The organism is Actinomadura citrea, assembly GCF_013409045.1.
Classification (GTDB): Bacteria; Actinomycetota; Actinomycetes; order Streptosporangiales; family Streptosporangiaceae; genus Spirillospora; species Spirillospora citrea.
The window spans coordinates 4,572,876-4,596,306 of the sequence record NZ_JACCBT010000001.1; the positions used below are offsets into that span (position 1 = coordinate 4,572,876).

A 23,431-nucleotide genomic window follows, 5' to 3' on the forward strand; every position below is an offset into this window, starting at 1 on the left:
CGGCTTCAGTCAGCCGGCGCAGTGCCCACGACCTCTCCACGCCGAACTGGTGAAAAAGCGCAGGCTGTCGCGCCAGCCTGGCATCACCTTCCGAGGACCAGAGCGTCAGCGCCACCATCGAGGGGGACAGCGCCGGCCTGCGATGCCCGACATCTCCCAGACGCCGTCCGAGGAGCTGGAGATGAACGGCCTTGACGGGGGCGGTGTGAGCGTGGCATCCTGATTGCGGGATCGAGGTTGACTATTTATGTAGGTGTGGACATCTGTCTGCATTCTGCTCTATGCTGCCCTTCCGTGCTCGCCTCGACGTCCCCTCCCTCCGTATCGGCCGTGATGTCGTCCGGCGTGCGCGCCGTCAACCCGCCGCGAGCCCTCGGAAGGACACCTGTTGGCAGCCTCGCGCACCGCTTCCGCCGTACCCGCCGGTCCCCGCCGCGTCTCTTTCTCACGCATCCACGAGCCTCTCGAGGTTCCCGATCTGCTCGCCCTGCAGACCAACTCCTTCGACTGGCTGGTCGGAAACGAGCGCTGGAAGGCCCGGGTCGAGGCGGCCCAGAAGGCCGGAAGTAAGAGCGTCCCGACGCAGTCGGGGCTGGAGGAGATCTTCGAAGAGATCAGTCCGATCGAGGACTTCTCCGGGACGATGTCCCTGTCGTTCCGGGATCACCGGTTCGAGCCTCCGAAGTACTCCGTGGAGGAGTGCAAGGACAAGGACATGACCTACTCCGCCCCGATGTTCGTCACGGCGGAGTTCATCAACAACACCACCGGTGAGATCAAGAGCCAGACGGTGTTCATGGGCGACTTCCCGCTCATGACCCCCAAGGGGACGTTCATCGTCAACGGCACCGAGCGGGTGGTGACGTCCCAGCTGACGCGTTCGCCGGGGGTGTACTTCGATCGGGCGCTGGACAAGGCGTCGGACAAGGACATCTACGGGTGCCGGGTGATCCCGAGTCGGGGTGCCTGGCTTGAGTTCGAGATCGACAAGCGCGACAACGTGGGTGTGCGCATCGACCGCAAGCGCAAGCAGCCGGTGACGGTGCTGCTGAAGGCGCTGGGGTGGGACGAGGCGCGGATCCGGGAGCGGTTCGGCTCGTATGAGTCGATCAATGTGACGCTGGAGAAGGATCACACCTCCGGGCAGGATGACGCGCTGCTGGACATCTACCGCAAGCTGCGGCCGGGTGAGCCGCCGACGCGGGAGTCGGCGCAGACGCTGCTGGAGAATCTGTACTTCAATCCCAAGCGGTACGACGTGGCGAAGGTCGGCCGTTACAAGATCAACAAGAAGCTCGGTCTGGACCTGGACATGAACCAGGGGACGTTGACCGAGGATGACGTGGTCGCCACGATCGAGTATCTGGTGCGTCTGCATGCGGGTGAGGAGGAGGCGACCCTGGGCAGTGTGGCGGTGCCGATCGAGGTCGATGACATCGACCATTTCGGTAACCGGCGGCTGCGCACGGTGGGGGAGCTGATCCAGAACCAGGTGCGTCTGGGGCTGGCCCGCATGGAGCGTGTGGTGCGGGAGCGGATGACGACGCAGGACGTCGAGGCGATCACGCCGCAGACGTTGATCAACATTCGGCCGGTGGTGGCCTCCATCAAGGAGTTCTTCGGCACCAGCCAGTTGTCGCAGTTCATGGACCAGACCAACCCTCTGGCCGGGCTCACCCACAAGCGGCGGCTGAACGCGCTCGGCCCGGGCGGTCTGTCGCGTGAGCGGGCGAGCATGGAGGTCCGTGACGTCCACCCGTCGCACTACGGGCGGATGTGTCCGATCGAGACGCCCGAAGGCCCCAACATCGGCCTCATGGGGTCCCTGTCGTCCTTCGCACGCGTCAACCCCTTCGGCTTCATCGAGACGCCCTACCGCAAGGCCGTCGAAGGCCGCGTGACCGACGAGATCGAGTACCTGACGGCCGACGTCGAGGACCGCTACGTCATCGCGCAGGCCAACACGCCGCTCGACTCCGACGGCGCCTTCGCCGAGGACCGCGTGCTCGTCCGCCGCAAGGGCGGCGAGATCGAGGCGATCCGGCCCGACGAGGTCGACTACATGGACGTCTCACCGCGCCAGATGGTGTCGGTCGCGACGGCGATGATCCCGTTCCTGGAGCATGACGACGCCAACCGGGCGTTGATGGGTTCGAACATGCAGCGTCAGTCGGTGCCGCTGTTGCGTAGTGAGGCGCCGCTGGTCGGGACGGGTATGGAGTACCGTGCCGCGACCGATGCGGGTGATGTGATCACTGCGGAGAAGGCGGGTGTGGTCGAGGAGGTCTCGGCCGACTACGTCACGGTGATGAACGATGACGGGACCCGGACGACGTATCGGGTGTCGAAGTTCAAGCGGTCCAACCAGGGCACGTGCTTCAACCAGAAGCCGATCGTGGACGAGGGCCGGCGGGTCGAGGTCGGTCAGGTGATCGCCGATGGGCCGTGCACCGATGACGGTGAGATGGCGCTGGGCAAGAACCTGCTGGTGGCGTTCATGCCGTGGGAGGGCCACAACTACGAAGACGCGATCATCCTGTCGCAGCGGCTGGTGCAGGACGATGTGCTGTCCTCGATCCACATCGAGGAGCACGAGGTCGACGCCCGGGACACCAAGCTGGGTCCTGAGGAGATCACCCGTGATATCCCGAACGTGTCCGAGGAGGTCCTGGCCGACCTGGACGAGCGGGGGATCATCCGGATCGGTGCCGATGTGGTGCCCGGTGACATCCTGGTCGGCAAGGTCACTCCGAAGGGGGAGACCGAGCTGACGCCCGAGGAGCGGCTGCTGCGGGCGATCTTCGGTGAGAAGGCGCGTGAGGTGCGCGACACCTCGCTGAAGGTGCCGCACGGTGAGCAGGGCAAGGTCATCGGGGTGCGGGTGTTCTCCCGTGACGACGGTGACGAGCTGCCGCCGGGGGTCAACGAGCTGGTCCGGGTGTACGTGGCGCAGAAGCGCAAGATCACCGATGGGGACAAGCTCGCGGGCCGGCACGGCAACAAGGGCGTCATCTCCAAGGTGCTGCCGGTGGAGGACATGCCGTTCCTGGAGGACGGCACCCCCGTCGACATCGTCCTGAACCCCCTGGGCGTGCCCGGCCGCATGAACGTCGGACAGGTCCTGGAGACCCACCTCGGCTGGATCGCCTCCCGCGGCTGGGACATCAGCGGGGTGGAGGAGGAGTGGGCCGGGCGGCTGAGGGACAAGGGCCTCGACCGCGTCGAGCCGCGCACCAACGTCGCCACCCCCGTCTTCGACGGCGCCGGGGAGCAGGAGATCATCGGCCTGCTCGGCACCACGCTGGTCAACCGCGACGGCGACCGCATGGTGATGCCCACCGGCAAGGCGCGGATGTTCGACGGCCGCACCGGCGAGCCCTACCGGGAGCCCATCTCGGTCGGCTACATCTACATCCTCAAGCTGCACCACCTGGTCGACGACAAGATCCACGCCCGTTCGACCGGCCCGTACTCCATGATCACCCAGCAGCCGCTCGGCGGTAAGGCCCAGTTCGGCGGCCAGCGCTTCGGTGAGATGGAGGTCTGGGCACTGGAGGCCTACGGCGCCGCCTACGCCCTCCAGGAGCTGCTGACCATCAAGTCCGACGACGTCCTCGGCCGCGTGAAGGTCTACGAGGCCATCGTCAAGGGCGAGAACATCCCCGAGCCCGGCATTCCCGAGTCCTTCAAGGTGCTCATCAAGGAGATGCAGTCGCTGTGCCTCAACGTCGAGGTGCTCTCCAGCGACGGCATGTCCATCGAGATGCGCGACACCGACGAGGACGTCTTCCGCGCCGCGGAGGAGCTCGGCATCGACCTCTCCCGCCGCCCGAACGAGGGCGCGATGAACGTCGACGAGATCTGACGGCCGGCGCCTCCGGCCCGAGCGCTCGCCCCCCATCGCGGGAGGCGGCCGCCCGGGCCGGGGGCCGCCCGGTCCCCGAGAGCGGTCATCGGCGCAGGTCGAACGACAGGTGCGCGGACAGCGCGCGCAGGAAGTCGGCCGCGTCGAAGATCTCCCCGGCGGAGGCGGCGCCGGTCGTCCTGGTCCGGCCCGTGAGGATGCGGCCGACCGCCTCCACCGCCAGCGGCGCGCTGACGGCGTAGATGTCCCGGCCGCTCGCCGTCGCGCGCCGTTCCTCGCCGCCGGAGCGCACGACGACATCGACCAGGAACGTCTGGTCGGAGCGTCCGCGTTCGTCGGCGGCCTCCGGCGCCGGCGTGTCGGGGGCCGACAGGTCCTCGACCGCCTCGACGGTCATGTACGAGCGCACCTCGGGGACCGCCAGGTGGCTGGGGATCGTGACGACGTCGGCCATGCTGAACTCCCCGATGACGGGCCGGACGCCCATCGGCTCGGGGAACGTCCACTTCAACGAGGGGAGCACGTGCTGGTGGTAGTCCAACCTCCCGCCGGTGAAGCGGACCCGCCGCCCGTCGCGCCGCTCGTGGGAGACCGTGCCCGCGGCGCGCGTGCCCGTGGTGGGGCGCCAGCTGCTCAACCCGTAGGCGACGTGCACCTCGTCGGCGGCGGTCCAGTCGCCCATCGCGGCGGTGGCCAGCAGGTCGCCGAGTCCGCCGAAGAAGGCCATCGCGGGAACGACCGCGACTCCCGCGTCGCGGGCGCGCTCGGCGAAGTGCGCGAGCGTGTCGGCGTTGGCCTCGATCTCGGCCGCCACGTCCACGTAGGGGATGCCGGCGCGCAGCGCCGCCTCGATCACCGGCCCGGCCGTCGCGGCGAAGGGTCCCGCGCAGTTGACCACCGCGGCGGCGCCGGCCAGGGCGCGGTCGAGCGACGCCGGATCGTCGGCCGACGCGGGCCGGACGTCCAGCCCTGGAAAGGATTCCGCCAGTGCTTGCAGCTTCCCGGCGTCGCGGCCGGACGGCACCGGGACGAACCCGCGGTCCCGCAGCTCCGCCACAACGAACCGCCCGGTGTGCCCGTACGCGCCGAACACCGCGACCGTCTGACCCGCACCCATCGTCTCTCCCGTTGCCCTCGGTCGAACCACTGGACCGATCATGGCGGCGGCGGCCGTCCCGCACGAGCGTCCGGAACGCCATGCCTCGTACAATTCCGGACATGAGGACTGTCGCGGTCGCGGTCACCGACGGGATGCTGCATTTCGAGCTGTCGGTGGCCTACGAGGTGTTCGGCAGCGCACCGGCCGACGTGACCGAGCCCTGGTACCGCCTCCTCGGCTGCGGACCGGGCACCGTACGGGCCGGCGGCTTCCGGCTGGAACCCGACCACGGCCTCGACCGGCTGCCGACCGCCGACACCGTGATCGTCCCGGGCTGGGCCGACGTCGACGTGGAACCGCCCGGCGACCTGGTCGACGCGGTGCGCGCGGCCCACCGGGCGGGTGCGCGCGTGGCCTCGCTCTGCACCGGCGCGTTCGTGCTGGCCGCCGCGGGCCTGCTGGACGGGCGCCGCGCGACCACGCACTGGGCGCACACCGGGGCGCTGGCCGCGCGCTATCCCCGGGTGCAGGTCGATCCGGACGTCCTCTACGTGGACAACGGCAGCGTGCTCACCTCGGCCGGCAAAGCCGCGGCGATGGATCTGTGCCTGCACCTGGTCCGTCTCGACCGCGGCTCGGCGGTCGCGAACGCGGTCGCGCGTCGCCTGGTCGTGCCGCCGCACCGGGCCGGCGGCCAGGCCCAGTTCGTCCCCTCCCCGGTGCCGGCACAGGAGAACCACCCACTCGCCGAGCTGTTCCCGTGGGCGATCGAACGGCTGGACCACCCGCTCACCGTGGAGGACCTGGCCCGCCGGGCCGCCATGAGCTCGCGCAACCTGGGCCGCCAGTTCAGATCGGTCACCGGCACCACCCCGCTGCAGTGGCTGCTGACCCAGCGGATCCGCCGCGCCCAGGAGCTGCTGGAGACCACCGACGACAGCGTCGAGGCGATCGCGGCGGCCACCGGCATGGGCACCGGCACGACGCTGCGCCGCCACTTCAACCGCACGGTCGGCGTCCCGCCCGACAGCTACCGCCGAACCTTCCGCCGCTCACGCGCCGAGGGCGCCGCCGACGGGACCACGACCAGCGAACGGCAGGCCGCGACATCCCAGACGTAGCGACCCCCGTTCCAGGACGCCTCCCGGCGAATCCGCCCCGGCAGATCGTCGTGCTCCTGACGTAGCCGATCTGCCTGCCCGGTTCCAACGCGGTCCGCACCACGGCCGCGATCTCAATACGCCCCGGCATGTGCCGGGCCGATGGCACGTGCCGTTCAATCGAGGGAGAGTGCATGGACGCCGATGTGATCATTGTGGGTGCCGGTCCGACCGGCCTGATGCTGGCCTGCGAGCTGCGGTTGACCGGTGCGCGGCCGCTGGTCCTGGAACGCCAGCCGCAACGCCGCGACACCCCGAAGGCCGGGGGCCTGGGCGGGCAGATCCTGGAGCTGCTGCGCTACCGGGGGCTGCTGGACCGCCTCGAAGCGGCCTGCACCGCCCCTGTTCCGGCCCCCCGGTTCCCCTTCGGCGGGGTGCACCTGGACTTCACCCGCCTGCAGGATCCCCCGATGCACGCGCTGCCGCTGCCGCAGCAGCTGCTGGAGCGGGTGCTCGCCGAACGCGCCGGCGAACTCGGCACCGAGGTCCGGCTGGGGCACCAGGTGGTCGGGGTGAGCCAGGACGATGCCGCGGTGACCGCGGAGGTGCGCGGCCCGGACGGGACCTACCAGGTGAGCGCCCACTACCTGGTGGGGTGCGACGGTGCGCGCAGCCGCGTCCGCGACCGGGCGGGGATCGGCTTCCCCGGCACGACCTATCCGGAGGTCAATCGGCTGGCCCAGGTCACCCTGCCCGACACGGTGACCGTGCTCGGCGACGGCGACCTCGACGTCCCCGGCTACGGCACGATCCGTGCGGGGTTCACCCAGACCGACCGCGGTCTGTTCGGTCTCGGCTCGTCTCCGGACTCCAAGGTCGTGTCGCTCTACACCACCGAGGACGAGGCCGTCGAGTACGACGACGACGTGCCGATGACCGTGGCCGAACTCCAGGGCAGCATCCGCCGCGTGCTCGGCGCGGACGTGCCCGTGGGGGAGGCGCACCGGCTGTCGCGGTTCACCTTCAAGGCCCGGCAGGCCGAGCACTACCGTCTCGGGCGGGTTCTGCTGGCCGGGGACGCGGCGCACCTGTTCCCCGCCACCGGCGTGGCGATCAACGCCGGCATGCTGGACTCGGTCAACCTGGCCTGGAAACTGGCCGCCGCCGTCCACGGCTGGGCGCCGTCGGGCCTGCTGGACACCTACCACGGCGAACGCCACTTCGCCGGCGCCCGCACCATGCTGCACACCCAGGCCCAGGTGGCGCTGCGGCGCGGGCACGATCCCGCCGCCGAAGCGCTCCGGGAGGTCTTCCAGGAACTGCTCGCCGACGAGCAGCCGCTGCTCCGCATGGGAGCGCTTCTCTCCGGCGCCGACATCCGCTACCCGATGCCCGGTGCCGCCCACCATCCCCTGGCCGGCACCTTCGCTCCCGATCTCACCCTGCACACCGACCAGGGCATCATCGGCGTCGCCGACCTCATGCGCTCCGCGCGGCCCGTCCTGCTCGACCTCGCCGACCGGCCGGACCTGCGCGAGGCGGCCCGGGACCGGCAGCACCGCGTCGACGTCCGCACCGCCAAGACCGATGAGCGCCCGGCCGACGTCCTGCTGATCCGCCCGGACGCCCGCATCGCCTGGGCCGCGGCCGTCGACGAACCGGCCGACACCGCCGCGCCCGCGCTGCGCCAAGCGCTCTCCGACTGGTTCGGCGCTCCTGACGCCGACGGTGTCTGAGGGAGAGAGCAGCATCGCCCGTGGTTCACGTCTGGGACGGGACGAGGCGCTCGGTGTGCTGCCAGCCTTCGGTCACGTCGTGGGTGTACAACCACGAGGTGCCGCGTTCGTAGAAGAGTTTCATAGCCACGGGCATGACGAGGTTGCGGGCTCGGCGGGTGATGGGGCCCGCGGTCTTGGCGTCGCGGTTGGCGCTGGCTGATTTCACCATCTTGGCGACACGTGCCCGCCGCATCTGCTCGTAGACGGCCAGAGCGGCGGGGACGTCGTTCTCCTGGAGTGCCCGGGCCAGGACGATGGCGTCCTCGATCGCCATGGAAGCACCCTGCCCGGCGCCGACCGGGTGGCCGGAGTCGCCGACGAGCACGGTCCGGTCGGTGCGCCAGACCGGGATCTCGGGCAGCACGTGCATCAGGGTGGGGCGGTGCCATTCGGTGGCCGCCGCGAGCACGGCGGCGGGCATCCGTTCGCGCTGGTAGAGCCGTTTGAGCAGGTCCAGGTCGACCGAGGCCAGGTCGGGCTGCCGGGGGGAGGCGACCTGCGCGGCCCACCAGACCGCGCCGTCCGGCGCGGCGAGGTAGATGAAGGCACCGCCGCGGCCGAAGACCATGTTGAACACGCCGGGCTCCACGTCGACGCCGCGGGCGACCCCGGACGCCGAGTAGAGCCCCGCGTACCGGGGCTCCGGCGCGCCGGGGTCGAGGATCTGCCGGGTCGCCGACCAGATTCCGTCCGCGCCCACCAGCAGGTCCGCCTCGGCGGTGAGGCCGCTGTCGAACTCCGCCCGGACCGTCGATCCCTCGGTGACCGCGCCCACCAGGCGCTGCCCGGTCACGAGCCGGGCCCCGGCCCGGACGGCCTCCGCGCGCAGCGCCTCCACCAGCCGGCCGCGCATCAGGGTGACGCTCATGAGGGAGTCGCCGGCCGGCCGCCCGCGCGGGGTGTCGCCCAGCAGCCTGCCCGTTTCGGCCCACAGCCGCTGCCGGGGGACGGTGAAACCCGCCTGCCGGACGGTCTCCAGGCAGCCGAGCGCGTCCAACCCCCGCAGCCCGTTGGCCGCCAGGCTCAGGAACGAACCGACCTGCCCCGCCGGGTCGGCATACGCCTCATACACCGTCACCTCGGCCCCGATACGCCGCAGCGCGACTGCGCCTGCCGCTCCGGCGACCCCGCCACCGATCACGATGACTCGCACAGCTCCTCCTGAATCCAAGTTCACCGAATCATTATTCGGCGAATCGTGGCTCAGTATCTGGGATACTGCGTCTGCTGTCAACGGCGAGTCCGGGAGGAGCCTCGTGAGCGGCGTGCGGAAGGCGAAGGCGGCCGAGACCCGGGCCGCCCTCAAGGACGCCGCGCGTCGGGTGTTCATGGAGCGCGGCTACCTGAACACCAAGATCACGGACATCACGGCGGCGGCCGGCCGCGCCACCGGGTCGTTCTACGACCATTTCGCCGGCAAGGAGGAACTGCTCCAGGCCCTCATGGCCGATCTGGAGGAGCAGGCGGACGCGGAGGTCGCGGCCTCGGAGCACCCCCGCGACCACGACCTGTCCGACCGGGGCCAGCTGCGGTGGCACCTGGCGATCGCCTGGCGCGCCTACCGGGAGCACCTCCCGGTGATCGCCGCCCGGCTACAGTCGATCATGGCCGACGGTCCCGCGTCCGGACACGCCTGGACGGCCCTGGCCGCCGAGACCGGCACCTTCCGCGACCACCTCGAATGGCTCCGCGAACAGGGCCACCCGCTCCCCGGAGATCCCGCGCTGGTGGCCGCCGCCATCGGCGCCATGCTCTCGATGTTCGGCTACTCCGTCCTCACCGCGGGCGACAACGCCCCGGACGTCACCGACGACGAGATCATCGACACCCTGACCGACCTGCTCCTCCACGGACTCGCCGGCCCCGGGGACCCCGGCCCCTGAGACTCCCGGGCCTCCGCGCTGCCGAGGCCCCGTCGGCCAGGGAACCTCCACGGGCCTCGCGTGCCCAGCCGGCGAGCCCGGCTCCCGTGAACGCCGCCGACCGGCGACCGCCGTTGCAGCCGCGGCTCGCCCGCCGCCAGACGGAGGGGCGCCTGCAGTTGCGCGGCGTGGCCGAAAGGCACCTCCGCCGCGGACGGCGCCCTGCCCTCGACGTCTTACAGGCGTCCTCGACGCGTGCTCGGCGCAGCGCCATCGCCGGGGGAGAGGCCGAAGCGTCGGGCGAAGGCGGACATCTGCTCGCGCTGCTGCTCCAGATCGGGTGCGGTGGCACTGACGACGATGCGGGTCACACCGTGCCCGGCGAACTCCTCGACCCGTTCCTCGGACATGTCCATCGAACCCCAGCGGGTGTACTCCAGGGCCGCCGGATCACGGTCCGCTTCGGTCGCGGCCGACCGAGCGAGTTCCAGTTGGGCGGCCCGCTGGTCCGGGGTCAGCGAGCCGCCGGGGAAGAAACCGTCCCCGTGGCGTCCGGCGCGGCGGGCGGCCGCCGGGCTGGAACCGCCGACATGGATCGGGAGGCCTGTGCCGCCGAAGGGCTTGGGGAAGCTGCACAGGTTCTCGAAGGAGAAGAACTCTCCGTCGAAGCCGACACCGTCGTCGTCCCCGGCCCACAGCAGCCGCAGCACCTGGATGGCCTCATCGGCGCGGCGGCCGCGGGTGCGGAAGTCGACCCCGACCGCCTGAGCCTCGCCGGGCAGCGCGCCGAGCCCCACGGTCAGCAGCCTCATCCGCCCTTTGGACAGCTGGTCGATCGTCGCCAGGCGCTTGGCGAGCGTCACCGGGTGGTGATACGGCAGCAGCAGGACGCCCGTGCCGAGGAGGATCCGCTCGGTTGCGGCCGCGACGAAGTTCAGGCAGTCCAGCGGGTCGCCGTAGGGCAGCGAGGGAGGCAGGTCCATCCCGCCCACCTGCGCGCCGGGGTAGAGAACGATGTGCTCGGGCACGTAGAGCGCCTCGAAACCGCACTCCTCGGCGTGCCGGGCGTAGGCGGTGATCCGGTCGGGATCCACGCCGAAGAAGGGCGTGCTGTAGCTGATCGCGAATTTCACGTCGTCCCCGTGTTCCACTGCGACCAGGGCGAGGTCCCTGATCTCGGTGTTGGACGGTAACCGTTGACGTCAATGTCAATGTCAACCCCGAGAAGGACGGAGCTACCGCGCGAGCAGGGGGAGCGCCGGGAAGGCGTGGTCCTGCCACAGCATCCGCGAAGTCTCTTCGGGATAGGCACCGGTCGTCGACGGCTGGTCGAAAAGCCGCGCGAGGCGGTGCTGGGCGTCGTAGGCAGGCCAGCCCGGGTCGCCGTGAGCGGCGAACGCCCTCCACGCTCCGCGGAGCTGCGCCGACAACTCTTCCGCCGCCGGTGAGGGCGCGTCGCCGATCAGCATGGCAGGCCGTCCGCTGGTCAGGTTGCCGAAGACGAGCGGAACGTCCAGGCCGTGACAGGCGCCGAGGCCACCGCCGGCTCCCGGGGCGGACCAGGTCAGCTCGTACAGGTGGGCCTGGCCGCCGCCGGCGATCTGGGCGACGGCGAGGTGGAGGCTCGGCATGCGGAACAGCCAGTCCGCGTTGACCAGTTCGTAGAGTTCCTCATCGGTCGCGGCCGGGAACGCCTCGCGATACCGGCGTGCGCCGTCCGGGCCGGGGGCGAGCAGGTGAAGGGCGGTCTCGGTCTGCTCGTGCGTGACCTGGCCGAGCACGCCGTCGATCAGGCTGAACAACCGGTGCTCGTCACGGGTGTGGCCGACGAGGAGTGCGACGTCGCGGGCGGCGCCGGCGGCCAGTGCCCGCCACGGGGTGGCCGGCAGGACGTCACCGTCGACGACCGGCGCGAACGGGATCGGCCGGTGCGTGATCTGCCCCCAGCGCTCCCGCCGTCCGGCCATCCCGGCGGAGACCGCGTCACCTGCGGCGGGCAGCCGGGCCGGGGCCACCGCCGACATGTCGGACGCCGTGGGCCGTACGCCCAACTCGTCGGCGCAGGCGACGGCGATGTCGGCGGCCAGTTCGGGGGAGAAGAAGGTGCCCGGCACGCTCTGCGCCACCGCCCGGTGAAAGAGCCCGGCGGCGCGCGGCATGGCCAGCAGCGCGGCGACCGATCCGCCGCCCGCCGACTGCCCGAAGACCGTGACCTGGTCCGGGTCGCCGCCGAACACCCGGATGGTGTCCCGCACCCACTGCAAGGCCGCGACCTGGTCGAGCAGCCCCCGGTTGGCGGGGGCTCCGTCGATCTGCGCGAAGCCCTCGATGCCGAGGCGGTAGCCGAGGGACACGACCACGGTTCCGCTTCCGGCCAGGCGCCCGGCGTCGTACTCCGGGAGGCCGGCGTTGCCCATGACGTAACCGCCGCCGGGGATCCAGACCATCACCGGAAGCCCTGCCCTCGGATCCGGATCCGGCGTCCAGACGTTGACCGTCAGCCAATCGTCGCCGGCGGCGTCCTGGGACGCCCCGAGCATGCCGGACTGCGGGGGCGGCGGGCCGAACGCCACCGCCGGGCGCACGCCGTCCCAGCTGCGCACCGGTTGAGGGGCGGCGAATCGGAGGGCGCCGACCGGCGGCTCGGCGAACGGGACGCCGCGGAAGACCGCGAGGCCCGCCTCCCGCCTGCCGCGTACAACGCCGGCCGCCGTGCGGACTTCCGGCTCGGACGCTGACAGCTTGCTGGACGCGGTGACAACCACTTCGCGGTTTCCTTCCCGTTCCCGTCCGGCAGAGCATCCCTGGGCACACCATCCGCAGGCAAACCTTTTACGAACGGTCTCAGGGTGTTCAGGCCAGCGCAGGTGACTGCGCGACGTTCACGGCGGTGGCCGTCTCACCTCCGGTCGGCGATCGAACGAAGATCCCTGGGACGTGGGGCTTGGCGGGTGTTCCGCGGCCGGGCCATGCGATGTCGTCGACGGCGAGGAACGGCTCAGCGACCACGGTCGCGGGGGTCGCCCCGGTGAACTCCACGACGTCCCGATGCAGGTGGGACTGGTCGGCGTAGCCGGTGTCGGCCGCGACCTGGGCCGCGCCTTCACCCGCGACCAGGCGGTGGGCGGCATGGTCGAAGCGGACCAGCTTCACAGCGCGCTTGGGCGGCAGGCCGAGCTGCGACCGGAACCGGGACCACAGCCGCTTACGGCTCCACCCGACCTCGGCAGCGAGTTCGTCGACCCGGGCCAGGCCACGGCTGCCGACGATCCGGTGCCAGGCCCAGGCCACCTCCGGGTCCACCGGCGGCCCCGCCTCATGCCTGCGGGCGAGCAGCGCGTCCGTCAACGCGAAGCGATCCTGCCACGACGCGACATCGCTCAGTTGCTCGCAGATCCGTGCCGTTTCCCGACCCCACAGGTCGCCCAGGGACGCGACGGCGCCGTCGAGGTCGGCGGGGGAGACGCCCAGAACCGCGCGTGCGATGACCGGGGACAGGCGCACCTGCACGCACTCGACGTTCTCTCCCCGTACGCGGACCGCTCCGCCGGACCCCAACCCGGGGCCGGCGACCATGCTTCCCCGCAGTTGCCGCCCGTCGGCAAAGTCAAGGACGGGTGAACCGGCGCCGAACTCCAGGAGCAGCGTCACGGCCGGGTGCGGGACCATCTGGAGCGCGTCCAGGTCACGGACACCGAACCCTGCCATGGTGACACCGGCTACACGGCTGGGCCGCCGTGGGCATGCGACATCCCACACAGCCGCGTCGTGCACGAATTTCTGCACGGTCCAAAGCTACGCGAGCCGGCCGAGGGGAACATTCGTCCAATCCTCCGGCACTTACCTGAGGAGACAGTGGGCGCATGACTGTTTCTGACGGCGGCCCGTCCGTGAACGACGGCGCCGAGACCACCGAGTGTTCGACCCTGTCGCTGGACGACGGCGACATCTACGTGTGCCAGGACGGCCCCCGCGACGCCCCCGCACTCCTGCTCATCCATGGGACCGCCTCCTCGACCCGCTCATGGGCCCCGATGGTTCCGCTGCTGACCGGATCTCACCGCGTCATCCGGGTCGACCTGCTCGGGCACGGCCGGTCGGCCGAACCGGCCGACGGCAGCTACGCGCTCCCGGACCAGGCGCGTCGGGTCGGCGCCGCACTGGACCGGCTCGGCGCCGAGCACGCCGTGGTGGTCGGTCATTCCAGCGGCGGCGCGGCCGCCACCGCCCTCGCCGAACAGCGCCCCGACCTGGTGACCGCGCTCGCGCTCGTCAACACCGGACCCAGCCTGAACGCCTTCATCGCACCGGAGTCCGCGGCGCTCGACCCCTCTCAGTGGCCGCCGACCGACGAGCAGCTGCGCCGGTTCGCGAGCACTGGTTTCAGCCGCGCCGGCTACCAGATCCCGGAAGAGCTCCTGGGAGACGTGCGCAGTATGACCCACCACACGCTCGCCGCGACGACGCGGGCCACCCTCTCCTACCTGGACGAACAGGCACTGCCGGATCGGCTGACGGCAGTTGGCAAGCCGCTACTGGTGATCTTCGGCGAGGACGACCGCAGGTGGCGATCCTCATCCGCCGCCGACTACCGCGCCGTTCCGGGCGCGAAGGTCGAGTTGCTGCCCGGTCTCGGGCACTCGCCTCTCCTCGAGGACCCGCCGCGGACGGCGGCCTCCCTGCTGGCCTTCACCGCGACCCATGCCTGACCGGGGGACCGAATGAAGAAGAGGAATGCCACGCGGGTTCTCATCTCCGGCGCCAGCATCGCCGGCCCGGTGCTGGCGTACTGGCTCACCAGGCACGGCTTCTCCGTCACCGTCGTCGAGCGCGCACCGGCCCTGCGCAAGACCGGCGGCCACGCGGTCGATCTCTTCCGGCCCGCGATGAACATCTCGGAGAAGATGGGCGTGCTCCCGCGCATCGAGGAGCGGGCCACCGGCACGCACCGGATGACCGTCCACCGGGAGGGCGCGCGGCGTCCCGTCCGGGCGGACCTCTCCAAGATCTTCAGCGCCGCCTCCGACCGGCACGCCGAGGTCATGCGCGACGACCTGAGCGAGATCTACCACGACGCCACACGCGACCACGTCGAGTACGTCTTCGGTGACTCGATCGCCGCGCTCTCGCCCGACGGCGAGGTGCGGTTCGACAACGCCCCGCCGCGCCGCTTCGACCTCGTCGTCGGCGCGGACGGCCTGCACTCCAACGTGCGGGGTCTCACCTTCGGTGAGGAGTCCCGCTTCAGCACCTTCATCGGGGCCTACCTCGAAGTGCTGACCCTGCCGAACACCGCCGGCCTCGACGGCGAACTGCTCATGCACGTCGGCGTCGGCCGCACTGCCGGCATGTACGGCGCGCGGCACCTCGGCGACGCGCGGGCGTTGTTCCTGTTCCGGAGCGAGCGCGAACTCGACCACCACCGCGACGTGCCCCGGCAGAAGGAGTTGCTGCGCGGTGCGTTCGAGGGCCTTCACCCCGACGTGGACCGCTGGCTGGCCGAGCTCGACCGCACCCCGGCGTTCTACTTCGACTCGATCACCCAGCTCCACATGGACACCTGGTCACGGGGGAGGGTGACGCTCGTCGGCGACGCGGGCTACTGCCCCGGCCCGGCCGTCGGAGGCAGCACCACCCTCGCCATCGTCGGCGCGTACGTCCTCGCCGGAGAGCTGGCGCGGGGGGACGGCGACCACGAGTACGCCTTCCCCGCCTACGAGCGCGCGATGGCGGACCACGTCCGCGCCAGTCGTGCGGTCGCGCTGAGCGCCGCGAAGACCCTGATCCCCACCTCACGCCTCGGCGTGTCGGGACTCGTCCAGGGCGCCCGCCTGATCTCCGCCCTCCCCACCGGCCCCAGCCGCGCCCTCCTCCGCCTCACCACCAAAAGTGCCCGCCTCTACAACTCCATGACCGTCGACGACTACCCGCCACCGCCCACCGCACCGAGTGCCCGGACCGTCCTCGCCGGCGCCCCGGACGGCGACCTGCGAGTGGAGTGAGGGATGCCCACCGCCCTGCTGGCGACCCGGGCTCGCAGAACGGGTGTGAGGGATCGAATCACCGACCTGTGCCTCTATGCGGGCGGGACGCGGTCCGCGCCGATGGCGACGCCGACGATCGTGCAGGGCTCGGTGCCGTGATTGTGCCAGGCGTGCCGGGTGCCGTTCTGGACGACCACATCGCCCGCCCGCAACACCGTCTTCTCTCCGCCGTCGAGTTCCAGCGTGGCCTCCCCTGAGACGACCAGGACGTAGTCGATGGTGTCGGTGGTGTGCATCCCCGGGGCGCCGGGCTCATTGGCGGCCATCGCGCCCGGCATCTGCCGCTCCAGATCCTCCAAAGCCGCGGCCATGTCCAGATCCGGAGATGGGACCAGCTCGCCCGGCGGGACCGTGTTGATCATGAAGCGCGATCCATCACGGGGCGGGTACCACGCCTCGGCGCGGCGCGGCGAACCGTCGTCGGGGAACGTCGGCCGCTCGTCCCGGCCCCACAGCCGGAAGAACGCGCAGCCGGGCATCAGCTCCGAAGTGATGGGCTCGACATCACGGTCGTCGACCACGCGCGCCCTGCCCTGGGAGTCGTGACCGGTGACCACTCGGCGAACCTTCATGCGCTCCATCTGATCACTCCTTGATACGGATGCGTATTGATACGGACGCGTATTGATACGCCACCGTATCCACTGCTCGCGAACCCGTCAATACGCTGGCGTATCCTGTGTCCCGTGGTGAACGACTCGACCCGGCTGTCGGCCCAGGACTGGGCGCGGGCCGCACTGGAAGCGATCGCGAACGGCGGGCTCGCCGCGGTCGCTGTCGAACCGCTGGCGCGGACACTCGGCGTGACCAAGGGCAGTTTCTACGCGCACTACCGGAACCGGGACGAGTTGATCGCGGCTGCACTCGCGGAGTGGGTGCGAACTCATGGCGCCGAGGCGCTTGCCGACTTCGCCGCGATCTCCGACCCGGCCCAGCGGCTGCGCGAGTTGCTCACCGTCGTCGTGCAGGCCGTCCAGCCGCTGGCGCCGTCGGTGCACCTCAGCCTGCTCGGCGCACGCAACGACCCCCGGGTCAGGGACGCGATTCGCCAGGTGAACCAGGCCCGGCTGGAACTCCTGGACCGCACCTACCGCGAACTCGGCCTGCCGCCAGACCGAGCGACCTCTCGGGCACGCGTCGCCTACGCGGCCATCCTCGGACTGTTGCACCTGGCACAAACCGATCCGGACGCCCCGCACCCCGCCGTACTGGCCGACGAGGCGACCGCCATCTTCCTGCCGTCATGACGGTGCACGCCGGCTGAGGTCAGCCACAACCCCGCTCACCGCATCCGCGATTCGAGCAGCATCGACATCGCGGCGCCGACCTGAGCTCGCAGGCCGCCGACGCCGGGGTGCCCCGCTACCGGCCCGGCGTGTAGGCCAGCACCACCGCGCCGTTGCCGATGTCGGTCACGCCCGTCAGATTCATGGGAGTCGTGCTGATGCCCGACAGAAGCGACTCACCGGAACCCGCGACAAAGGGCGAAATGCTCAGATGCAGTTCGTCCAGCAGGCCCGCCTCGACGAGCGCCCGGCTGAAAGGGCCGTTGCCATACTTCACCAATGTGCCGTCGCCGGACTCTTTGAGCTGGGCGACGGCGTCGATGGCGTCGCCGGCGAGCACTTCGGCGTTCCAGGTGGTCTCGGTCAGCGTGGTGGAGGCGACGTGCTTTGGTAGGGAATTGAACTTGTCGGCGAGGTCTCCGGTCATGGTCGGCCACGTTGCGGCGAAGCGTTCGTAGGTCACCCGTCCGAGCACGAGACCGGCCGCGTGTTCCAACAGCCGGAGCTGATAGTCGAAGTGGTTGTCGTTGGAGGCGACCTTCATCTGTCCGGCCCACCAGTCGTCCCCGGAGAACCTCCCGTCGATCGAGAGATGGTTGAATTCGATCAGTTTTCGCATCCTCGGAGACAACCATCCGGCTGATCGGCCCGTCTTGTATCGAACCGAATCCCGCCCGCCCCGAGGTGCTGCCCAAGCGGGGCGGGGCCGGGATCAGAACGCGACGAACGGAATGCCGGACCTCAACTCGCCTGGGGTGTGGCCGGTCGCCCACCGCATCGCCCGCGCGAGCTGCGGCTGATCGTAGTAGCCGCCGACGGTGACCACGTCGGCGAGCGATGCCCCCGCCGCGAGGAGCCGCGCGGCGTGCCGTGCCCGCTCGATGCTGACGAGCTTGCGGCGCGATATCCCGACGGCCCGGCGGAACCGGATCTGCGCCGTCCGTTCCGACATGGCTCGTGGTCGTTCGCCGTGACGGATCACGTCGACGAGTGGATCGAAGGTCAGCAAACCCGCTCGCACGAGCCTGCTGACGAAGACGTCGACGTTCTGCTCGTTCGGCATCTCCCAGTCTCGGCCGTCCAGCAAGATCCGGCCGCCTGGCAGGGTCGGCAACAGGGCATCGTTCAGGTCGGCCAGACCGGAAGGCGGGAACAGGGGCAGATAGGCACCGAGCCGCAGCTCAACACCGAAGAACTCCGAGCCCTCCGGACAGGTCAGTTGTGTGGCCCCGGTCTCCGGTCCGCGCAGGTGCACCGTCAACCTGTCACCGCTCCGCGCAAACGCGATCATGGAGGAGCCCTTGGCCGCCGAGGCGAAACCGGTCGCGGCGTCACAGCGTGCCGACCAGACTCGTTGCACCAGCGGGACCTCGCCGGCAACAGCGTCGAAGATCAACCCCATAACGGCGGGAGTCTAGACGGTCCCGGCTCCACCGGACTGAGACCGGGCAGCACCGCGTGGGAGTCGAGCGAGCCGACACCGACTTCCCCCACCGGCCGCTGGTCACCGCTGATCCTTACCGGAGAAGGCTCATTGTCAGGTTGCCGGCGCGTCCTCGATGATCCACTGGATTCCATGCGGGGCGAGGAAGTCGAGGAAGGCGATGGGGTGGTAGGCCTGGGCGGGTGCGAGTACTCCCGGCTTGGCAGGATCGGCGATGAGACGCCGGGCGCTTTCGACGGCGATCACCGCGGTCGTGCCGTAGGTGTCGGGGCCCTGGACGATGCCGCGGGCCCGGCGGCTGTCGGTACCGGTGGCGTCGAGCACGTAGCTGAAGCGCTGGGTGCGGCGGCTGTCCTCATCGGGTCCTTCAGGCAGGCTTTCGATGATCTCTGGTGTGAGTGGGGTGTTCAGCCGATCGCCCAGCGCCGCCTCGGTCAGGCCCTGGACACGCCGGACCCGGATGTGACGGGGAATGGTCACCACCTCCGACACAGGGAAGGCCATCACCGGGGTCGCCTCCGACCGTCCAGGCAGCGTGATCGCGGTGCGGCGGGCGCGCACGCCGGGGCGCCAGTCGCCGTCGTCGTAGGCCAGGCCTCCCGCCTTGATGGCGTCGATCGTTTCGACGACCGATCGCAGCGAGCCGCGCGACATGCCGCCGCCCCCGACGACCACGTGGGTGGTGATGATCTCTTCGACCGAATCGAGACGGTCGGCCAGGATGTGGGCCATGAGGTCTACCGGGACGCAGCCGTCGTTGGTGGCGGGTACGACGCTGACCCCGGCGTTCTCCGCCTCCGTTGCGAAGGTGTCGAAGATCTTCTTGACGTAGAGCTGCTCACCTGAGGTGTCGACGTAGTGACAGCCGGCGGCGATCGCGGCGCGGACCACGGCCTCACCCGACGAGGTGAACGGTCCGGCGCAGTTGATGACGCCGTCGCAGCCGCGGAACGCGCTCACAAGCGCCCCATGGTCGCTGGTGCCGGCCACGCGTCGTTCCGCGCCGGGGAGGCCGACCGCTGAGGCGGCCTCCTCCAGGCGCGCGAGATCGCGTCCGGTCAGGACCGCCTCGATGTCGCGTCGTGCCAGCTCTGTGAGCACGAGCTTTCCCTGGTATCCGCTCGCGCCATAAACGGCGATCTTCATGTCGTCTCCTCACGATGGGAGCTGCGCGGTCGCTCAGCCAACCAGCACAGTAAGGCGCTGATACAAGACGATGAATGCGTGATGCGCTCGTGAGTTTGCGTCATCGTCTTCGGCGAGATAGTCGTTGGTTACTCTGGCTGCGTGGATGTTCTGTCTGATGTGGTGAGTGCGGCGCGTACTGGTCGATCCCACTCGGGCCGGGTGACCAGGTCCGCCCCCTTCGCTCAGCGGTTTCCGGCGGTGCCGTCCGCCGGGTTCCACATCGTTCTCCAGGGAACCTGCTGGCTTCTCTCGTCGCAGGGTGAGCCGATCGCGCTCGGGCCGGGCGACGTGGCGTTCCTGCCGCGCGGATCCGCACACGGTCTGGCCGACGACCCGTCCACCCCGGTGAGCGAGCCGCCCACAACGCTCACCGGACTCCGTGATGGACGCGACGACGAGACGTCAGCCGACCGGCCGCCGACGGTGGTCATGCTCTGCGGCGCCTACCTCCTGGACAGATCCGGGCCGCATCCGCTTCTGAACGATCTGCCCGAGGTCATCCATCTACCGACGCGGGTAGGGCGCCGCAGGGAACTCAGCGCCGCGGTCGAACTCCTCGGCGTGGAACTGGACGGCGACGCCCGCCCAGGCTCCGACACCATCCTGCTCACGCTGCTGGATCTTCTCCTGCTCTACATCCTGCGCGCGTGGTTCGAAGAACAGCGCGTCTCCGGCCACTCCGCCGCCGGCTGGGCTGCGGCCCTGCACGACCCCGCCGTCGCCGCCGCCCTGCGCGCCATCCACGGAGACCCCGGCCGGCCATGGACCGTCGAGGAACTGGGCGCGCAGGCACGCCTGTCCCGCGCCGCCTTCGCCCGGCGGTTCACCCATCTGATCGGCCAGCCGCCGCTCACCTACCTGACATGGTGGCGGATGACCATCGCCGCCCGGCTCCTGCGCACCTCCGACGCGCCCGTCAACACGATCGCCCAGCAGGTCGGCTATAGCTCGCAGTACACCTTCGCCCATGCCTTCAAACGCCAGTACGGGTCACCGCCCGGCAGTTACCGGCACCACGCCGGCTGAAGAACAACACCCGCGTGTGGCACGCCCCGGCCCCTTCGTAGCCGGCGCGGGTGGTGGCGGACGGTCACCCCTGACGCCCGTGTATCGACACGGGCGCCGACGCAAAGGAGATCGATCCCCATGAGGCGTTTCCTCACCGTCCCCGGCGGTGTCGTCGGCATCGTCCGCCGCGTCGCCGTTGGCCTTCAACGTGACGACGACCAGCTCGCCCGCGGGGCCGCCAAGCGGCTGCGGGGCGTGCAACTAGAGGACCGGCTTACCAGGCCAGTACTCACAGCATTGACTGGTCCCGTGGTTGAGGCCACGGGACCAGACTCTGTTGGGCCCTTCCCACTTGCACAGTCCGCGGCCGCCGCCCCGGCAAAGGATCAACGCCTACCCTGGGACAGGGCGTGACGAACTGGGGAACGAGAATCCCCACCACGTTGCAGGCCCCGGCCGCCGGTCCTTAGGATTTCGGTGATTGCCACCGGGATCCCTGGCCGCGTCAGTGACTCGTGGTGTTCTCGTGACCGCGCGGGGCCGGGCTCGCCGGCCGTGACGGTTCGTTGCTCCTGATCAGCCATAGGCCCGTGAACACGGCTGTGGCCAAGGTGACGGCGCCGGCCACGACGAAGGCGCTGTTGAGGCCCTCCTCGAATGTGGCGCCTCCGGACTCCCGGGTGCGGACGACGGCTCCGAGCAGCGCCACGCCGAGGACCGCGCCGATCTGCCGGGTGGTGCTGCTGACGCCCGACGCCAGGCCGCCCTCCTGGGGGCTGACCGACTGGATGGCGGCGCCGGTCAGCGGGGACATGGTCAGGGCGAATCCGATACCGATGACGGCCAGCCGCCACCAGACGTTCGCGTAGCCGGTGTCGGCGTGCACGAAGCCCAGGGCCAGCAGTCCCAGCCCGGCCAGCGTCAGGCCGATGGTGACCATGATCCGGAAGCCGTACCGGGCGGCGAACCGGCCCGCGAACGGGCTGATGATGACCATCGCGAGCGTGGCGGGCAGGGTCTGCACCCCGGCTCGCAGGATCGAGCTGCCCTGGACGTAGACGAAGAACTGGGAGAAGAAGAACGACGAGCCCATGAGCGCGAAACCGACCACGATCATCGCCGTGTTGGAGACCGTGAACAGCCGTTGCCGGAAGAGGCGCAATGGCAGCATCGGTGCCGAAACCCGTCCTTCGACGAGCACGAAGACGGCGAGGATCACGGCTGCGGCGGCGAAGCTGCTCAGGATCACGGGCGAGGTCCAGCCACGGGAGCCGCCCTCGATCAGCCCGTAGGTGAGCGCCCCCACGCCCAGGACGGACAGGACCGTTCCCGGGACGTCGATCGCCGGCGCGCTCGGGTTGCGGGACTCGTCCAGCACGCGCAGGCCCGCGACCAGCAGGACCGCACCGACGGGCACGTTGACGAGGAAGATGGCGGGCCAGCCGAAGGCCTCCACCAGAACACCACCGGCCACTGGTCCGGCGGCCAGGCCGATTCCGCTGAATCCGGCCCACAGCCCGATCGCCTTGACCCGCTCCTGCGGAACCGGATACGCGGCGGCGAGCAGGGTCAGCGAGGCGGGGCTCAGCGCGGCGGCCCCGACGCCCTGCAGCACCCGCCCGACGATCAGCCAGCCGATCGAGGGCGCGGCGGCGCACAGGACGGACGCGGCGGTGAACACCACGACGCCGGCCAGGTACATCCTCTTGCGGCCGAAGCGGTCGGCGAAGACGCCGCCGGACAGCAACAGCATGGCGACCAGCAGCACATAGGCGTCGACGATCCATTGCAGCCCGGTCAGCTGGGTTTGCAGCCGCTCCTGCATGTCGGGCAGCGCCGCACTGACGATCGTGTTGTCGAGCAGCACCATGAACTGCCCGAGGCAGGTCACCGTGAGCAACGCCGCCCGGTTCGGCACGGCCACCGGCGGTGCAGACTTCATCCGTCCTCCTAAAGCAGTCCCCTACTGCGTTAGGACACTAGACGCCGGGCCCCGTAAACGCAACTGCGAGCTGCGCTAAGGTGTGGGCATGGAGGAACGATGGCCGGTCCGGCGGCCCGGCGGGCGCAGCGCCCGTGTCCGGGCGGCGGTGCACCAGGCCGTCACGGACCTGGTCGGCGAGCGCGGCTACGGCGAATTCACGGTCGGTGACGTCGCGGCCCGCGCAGGCGTGGCCGACACCAGCGTCTACCGCCGGTGGGGCACCCTTGAGGCCCTGCTCACCGATGTGGCGCTCGCGCGCCTGAACGCGCAGTCGCCGATGCCCGACACCGGGAGCCTGGCCGGTGACCTGCACGCCTACGCGGCCCAGGTGGCGCGCGAGATCACGGGACCCGACGGCCTGGCGGTGCTGCGCCTGACCGTCGCCCTGTCGAACAGGGGCGAACGGGGTCTGCAGGCGCGTGACGACTTTCTCGCCGAACGCACCCGGTTCGTGCAGGCCATGCTCGACCGCGCCGGCGAACGCGGCGAGCATCCACCCGACGTGCTGGACGTGCTCGACCACATCATGGCCCCGATGTACATCCGCGTCCTGTTCGGCGCGGGCCCGCTCACCCCGGACTACATCGCCGGCCTGGTCGACCGGTTGCTGGGGCAGGCCTGATCTCTGCCTTCTGGCGGAGACGCGGATCGGCCGGGCGGTGCATACCTGCGCAGCCGGCGGGGCGGAGTAGCGCGTGGGGGATTGGCGAGGGATGCTCAGGTGCAGGAGAAGCTCAGCGCCCCGGGCAGCCGGAGCCGTCCTGTGGTTGGGA

19 protein-coding genes are annotated in these 23,431 nt (G+C 70.4%); 9 read left to right on the forward strand and 10 right to left on the reverse strand.

Features of this window, described 5'->3' with window-relative positions; genetic code table 11:
* Nucleotides 1-388: 388 nt before the first annotated feature.
* Nucleotides 389-3,865: a DNA-directed RNA polymerase subunit beta gene (rpoB, locus tag BJ999_RS21370; RefSeq protein ID WP_179834940.1), complete on the forward strand. Its 3,477-nt coding sequence runs from the start codon at nt 389-391 to the stop codon at nt 3,863-3,865.
* 85 nt (nt 3,866-3,950) lie between these two features.
* Here rpoB and BJ999_RS21375 read toward each other — a convergent pair whose 3' ends face one another.
* A complete protein-coding gene (locus BJ999_RS21375) occupies nt 3,951-4,982 on the reverse strand; it encodes a saccharopine dehydrogenase family protein (protein ID WP_179834941.1) in 1,032 nt (343 codons plus the stop codon).
* A 101-nt stretch (nt 4,983-5,083) separates the two neighbouring features.
* Between BJ999_RS21375 and BJ999_RS21380 the strand changes: the two genes are divergently transcribed.
* Together BJ999_RS21380 and BJ999_RS21385 are read left to right on the forward strand one after the other, a co-directional pair.
* Nucleotides 5,084-6,085, forward strand: coding sequence for a helix-turn-helix domain-containing protein (locus BJ999_RS21380; RefSeq protein WP_179834942.1), 1,002 nt, complete (start codon nt 5,084-5,086; stop codon nt 6,083-6,085).
* A gap of 173 nt (nt 6,086-6,258) precedes the next feature.
* Entirely contained in the window at nt 6,259-7,800 is a 1,542-nt protein-coding gene (locus BJ999_RS21385) for an FAD-dependent monooxygenase (RefSeq protein WP_179834943.1), read from the forward strand.
* 25 nt (nt 7,801-7,825) lie between these two features.
* On the opposite strand, the gene BJ999_RS21390 is transcribed toward BJ999_RS21385, so the two are convergent.
* Entirely contained in the window at nt 7,826-8,995 is a 1,170-nt protein-coding gene (locus tag BJ999_RS21390; RefSeq protein ID WP_179834944.1) for an FAD-dependent oxidoreductase, read from the reverse strand.
* A 103-nt stretch (nt 8,996-9,098) separates the two neighbouring features.
* Here BJ999_RS21390 and BJ999_RS21395 point away from each other — a divergent pair, with 103 nt between their 5' ends.
* Entirely contained in the window at nt 9,099-9,725 is a 627-nt protein-coding gene (locus BJ999_RS21395) for a TetR/AcrR family transcriptional regulator (RefSeq protein WP_218936465.1), read from the forward strand.
* Nucleotides 9,726-9,940: 215 nt separating this feature from the next.
* Here the strand turns inward: BJ999_RS21395 and BJ999_RS21400 are convergent, their stop codons facing one another.
* From BJ999_RS21400 to BJ999_RS21410, 3 genes are all read right to left on the reverse strand, one after another.
* Nucleotides 9,941-10,837 (reverse strand): LLM class F420-dependent oxidoreductase, encoded by an 897-nt coding sequence (locus BJ999_RS21400; protein WP_179834946.1) that lies wholly within the window; start codon nt 10,835-10,837, stop codon nt 9,941-9,943.
* Nucleotides 10,838-10,939: 102 nt separating this feature from the next.
* A complete protein-coding gene (locus BJ999_RS21405) occupies nt 10,940-12,469 on the reverse strand; it encodes a carboxylesterase/lipase family protein (protein WP_218935163.1) in 1,530 nt (509 codons plus the stop codon).
* 88 nt (nt 12,470-12,557) lie between these two features.
* Nucleotides 12,558-13,412: an AraC family transcriptional regulator gene (locus BJ999_RS21410; protein WP_179834947.1), complete on the reverse strand. Its 855-nt coding sequence runs from the start codon at nt 13,410-13,412 to the stop codon at nt 12,558-12,560.
* A 155-nt stretch (nt 13,413-13,567) separates the two neighbouring features.
* Here BJ999_RS21410 and BJ999_RS21415 point away from each other — a divergent pair, with 155 nt between their 5' ends.
* Both BJ999_RS21415 and BJ999_RS21420 read left to right on the forward strand, forming a co-directional pair.
* Nucleotides 13,568-14,413: an alpha/beta fold hydrolase gene (locus BJ999_RS21415; RefSeq protein ID WP_179834948.1), complete on the forward strand. Its 846-nt coding sequence runs from the start codon at nt 13,568-13,570 to the stop codon at nt 14,411-14,413.
* Between the two features lie 12 nt (nt 14,414-14,425).
* Nucleotides 14,426-15,706, forward strand: a complete 1,281-nt coding sequence (locus BJ999_RS21420) for an FAD-dependent monooxygenase (protein ID WP_179834949.1) — start codon at nt 14,426-14,428, stop codon at nt 15,704-15,706.
* A 74-nt stretch (nt 15,707-15,780) separates the two neighbouring features.
* On the opposite strand, the gene BJ999_RS21425 is transcribed toward BJ999_RS21420, so the two are convergent.
* Nucleotides 15,781-16,320 carry a cupin domain-containing protein gene (locus BJ999_RS21425; RefSeq protein ID WP_179834950.1) on the reverse strand — a complete coding sequence of 180 codons (540 nt, stop codon included), beginning with the start codon at nt 16,318-16,320 and terminating at the stop codon, nt 15,781-15,783.
* Between the two features lie 114 nt (nt 16,321-16,434).
* On the opposite strand from BJ999_RS21425, the gene BJ999_RS21430 reads away from it, so the two are divergent.
* The gene (locus BJ999_RS21430) at nt 16,435-16,995 is read left to right on the forward strand and encodes a TetR/AcrR family transcriptional regulator (protein ID WP_179834951.1); all 561 of its coding nucleotides are present in this window, start codon (nt 16,435-16,437) and stop codon (nt 16,993-16,995) included.
* A gap of 115 nt (nt 16,996-17,110) precedes the next feature.
* Here BJ999_RS21430 and BJ999_RS21435 read toward each other — a convergent pair whose 3' ends face one another.
* The 3 genes from BJ999_RS21435 to BJ999_RS21445 form a co-directional block, all read right to left on the reverse strand.
* Entirely contained in the window at nt 17,111-17,653 is a 543-nt protein-coding gene (locus tag BJ999_RS21435; RefSeq protein ID WP_179834952.1) for a dihydrofolate reductase family protein, read from the reverse strand.
* 93 nt (nt 17,654-17,746) lie between these two features.
* A complete protein-coding gene (locus BJ999_RS21440) occupies nt 17,747-18,436 on the reverse strand; it encodes a helix-turn-helix domain-containing protein (protein ID WP_179834953.1) in 690 nt (229 codons plus the stop codon).
* 135 nt (nt 18,437-18,571) lie between these two features.
* A complete protein-coding gene (locus tag BJ999_RS21445) occupies nt 18,572-19,624 on the reverse strand; it encodes a saccharopine dehydrogenase family protein (RefSeq protein WP_179834954.1) in 1,053 nt (350 codons plus the stop codon).
* A gap of 141 nt (nt 19,625-19,765) precedes the next feature.
* Here BJ999_RS21445 and BJ999_RS21450 point away from each other — a divergent pair, with 141 nt between their 5' ends.
* A complete protein-coding gene (locus tag BJ999_RS21450; RefSeq protein WP_179834955.1) occupies nt 19,766-20,692 on the forward strand; it encodes an AraC family transcriptional regulator in 927 nt (308 codons plus the stop codon).
* A gap of 487 nt (nt 20,693-21,179) precedes the next feature.
* On the opposite strand, the gene BJ999_RS21455 is transcribed toward BJ999_RS21450, so the two are convergent.
* Entirely contained in the window at nt 21,180-22,616 is a 1,437-nt protein-coding gene (locus BJ999_RS21455; protein ID WP_179834956.1) for a DHA2 family efflux MFS transporter permease subunit, read from the reverse strand.
* A gap of 88 nt (nt 22,617-22,704) precedes the next feature.
* On the opposite strand from BJ999_RS21455, the gene BJ999_RS21460 reads away from it, so the two are divergent.
* Nucleotides 22,705-23,280, forward strand: a complete 576-nt coding sequence (locus tag BJ999_RS21460) for a TetR/AcrR family transcriptional regulator (protein WP_179834957.1) — start codon at nt 22,705-22,707, stop codon at nt 23,278-23,280.
* Nucleotides 23,281-23,431 lie beyond the last annotated feature (151 nt).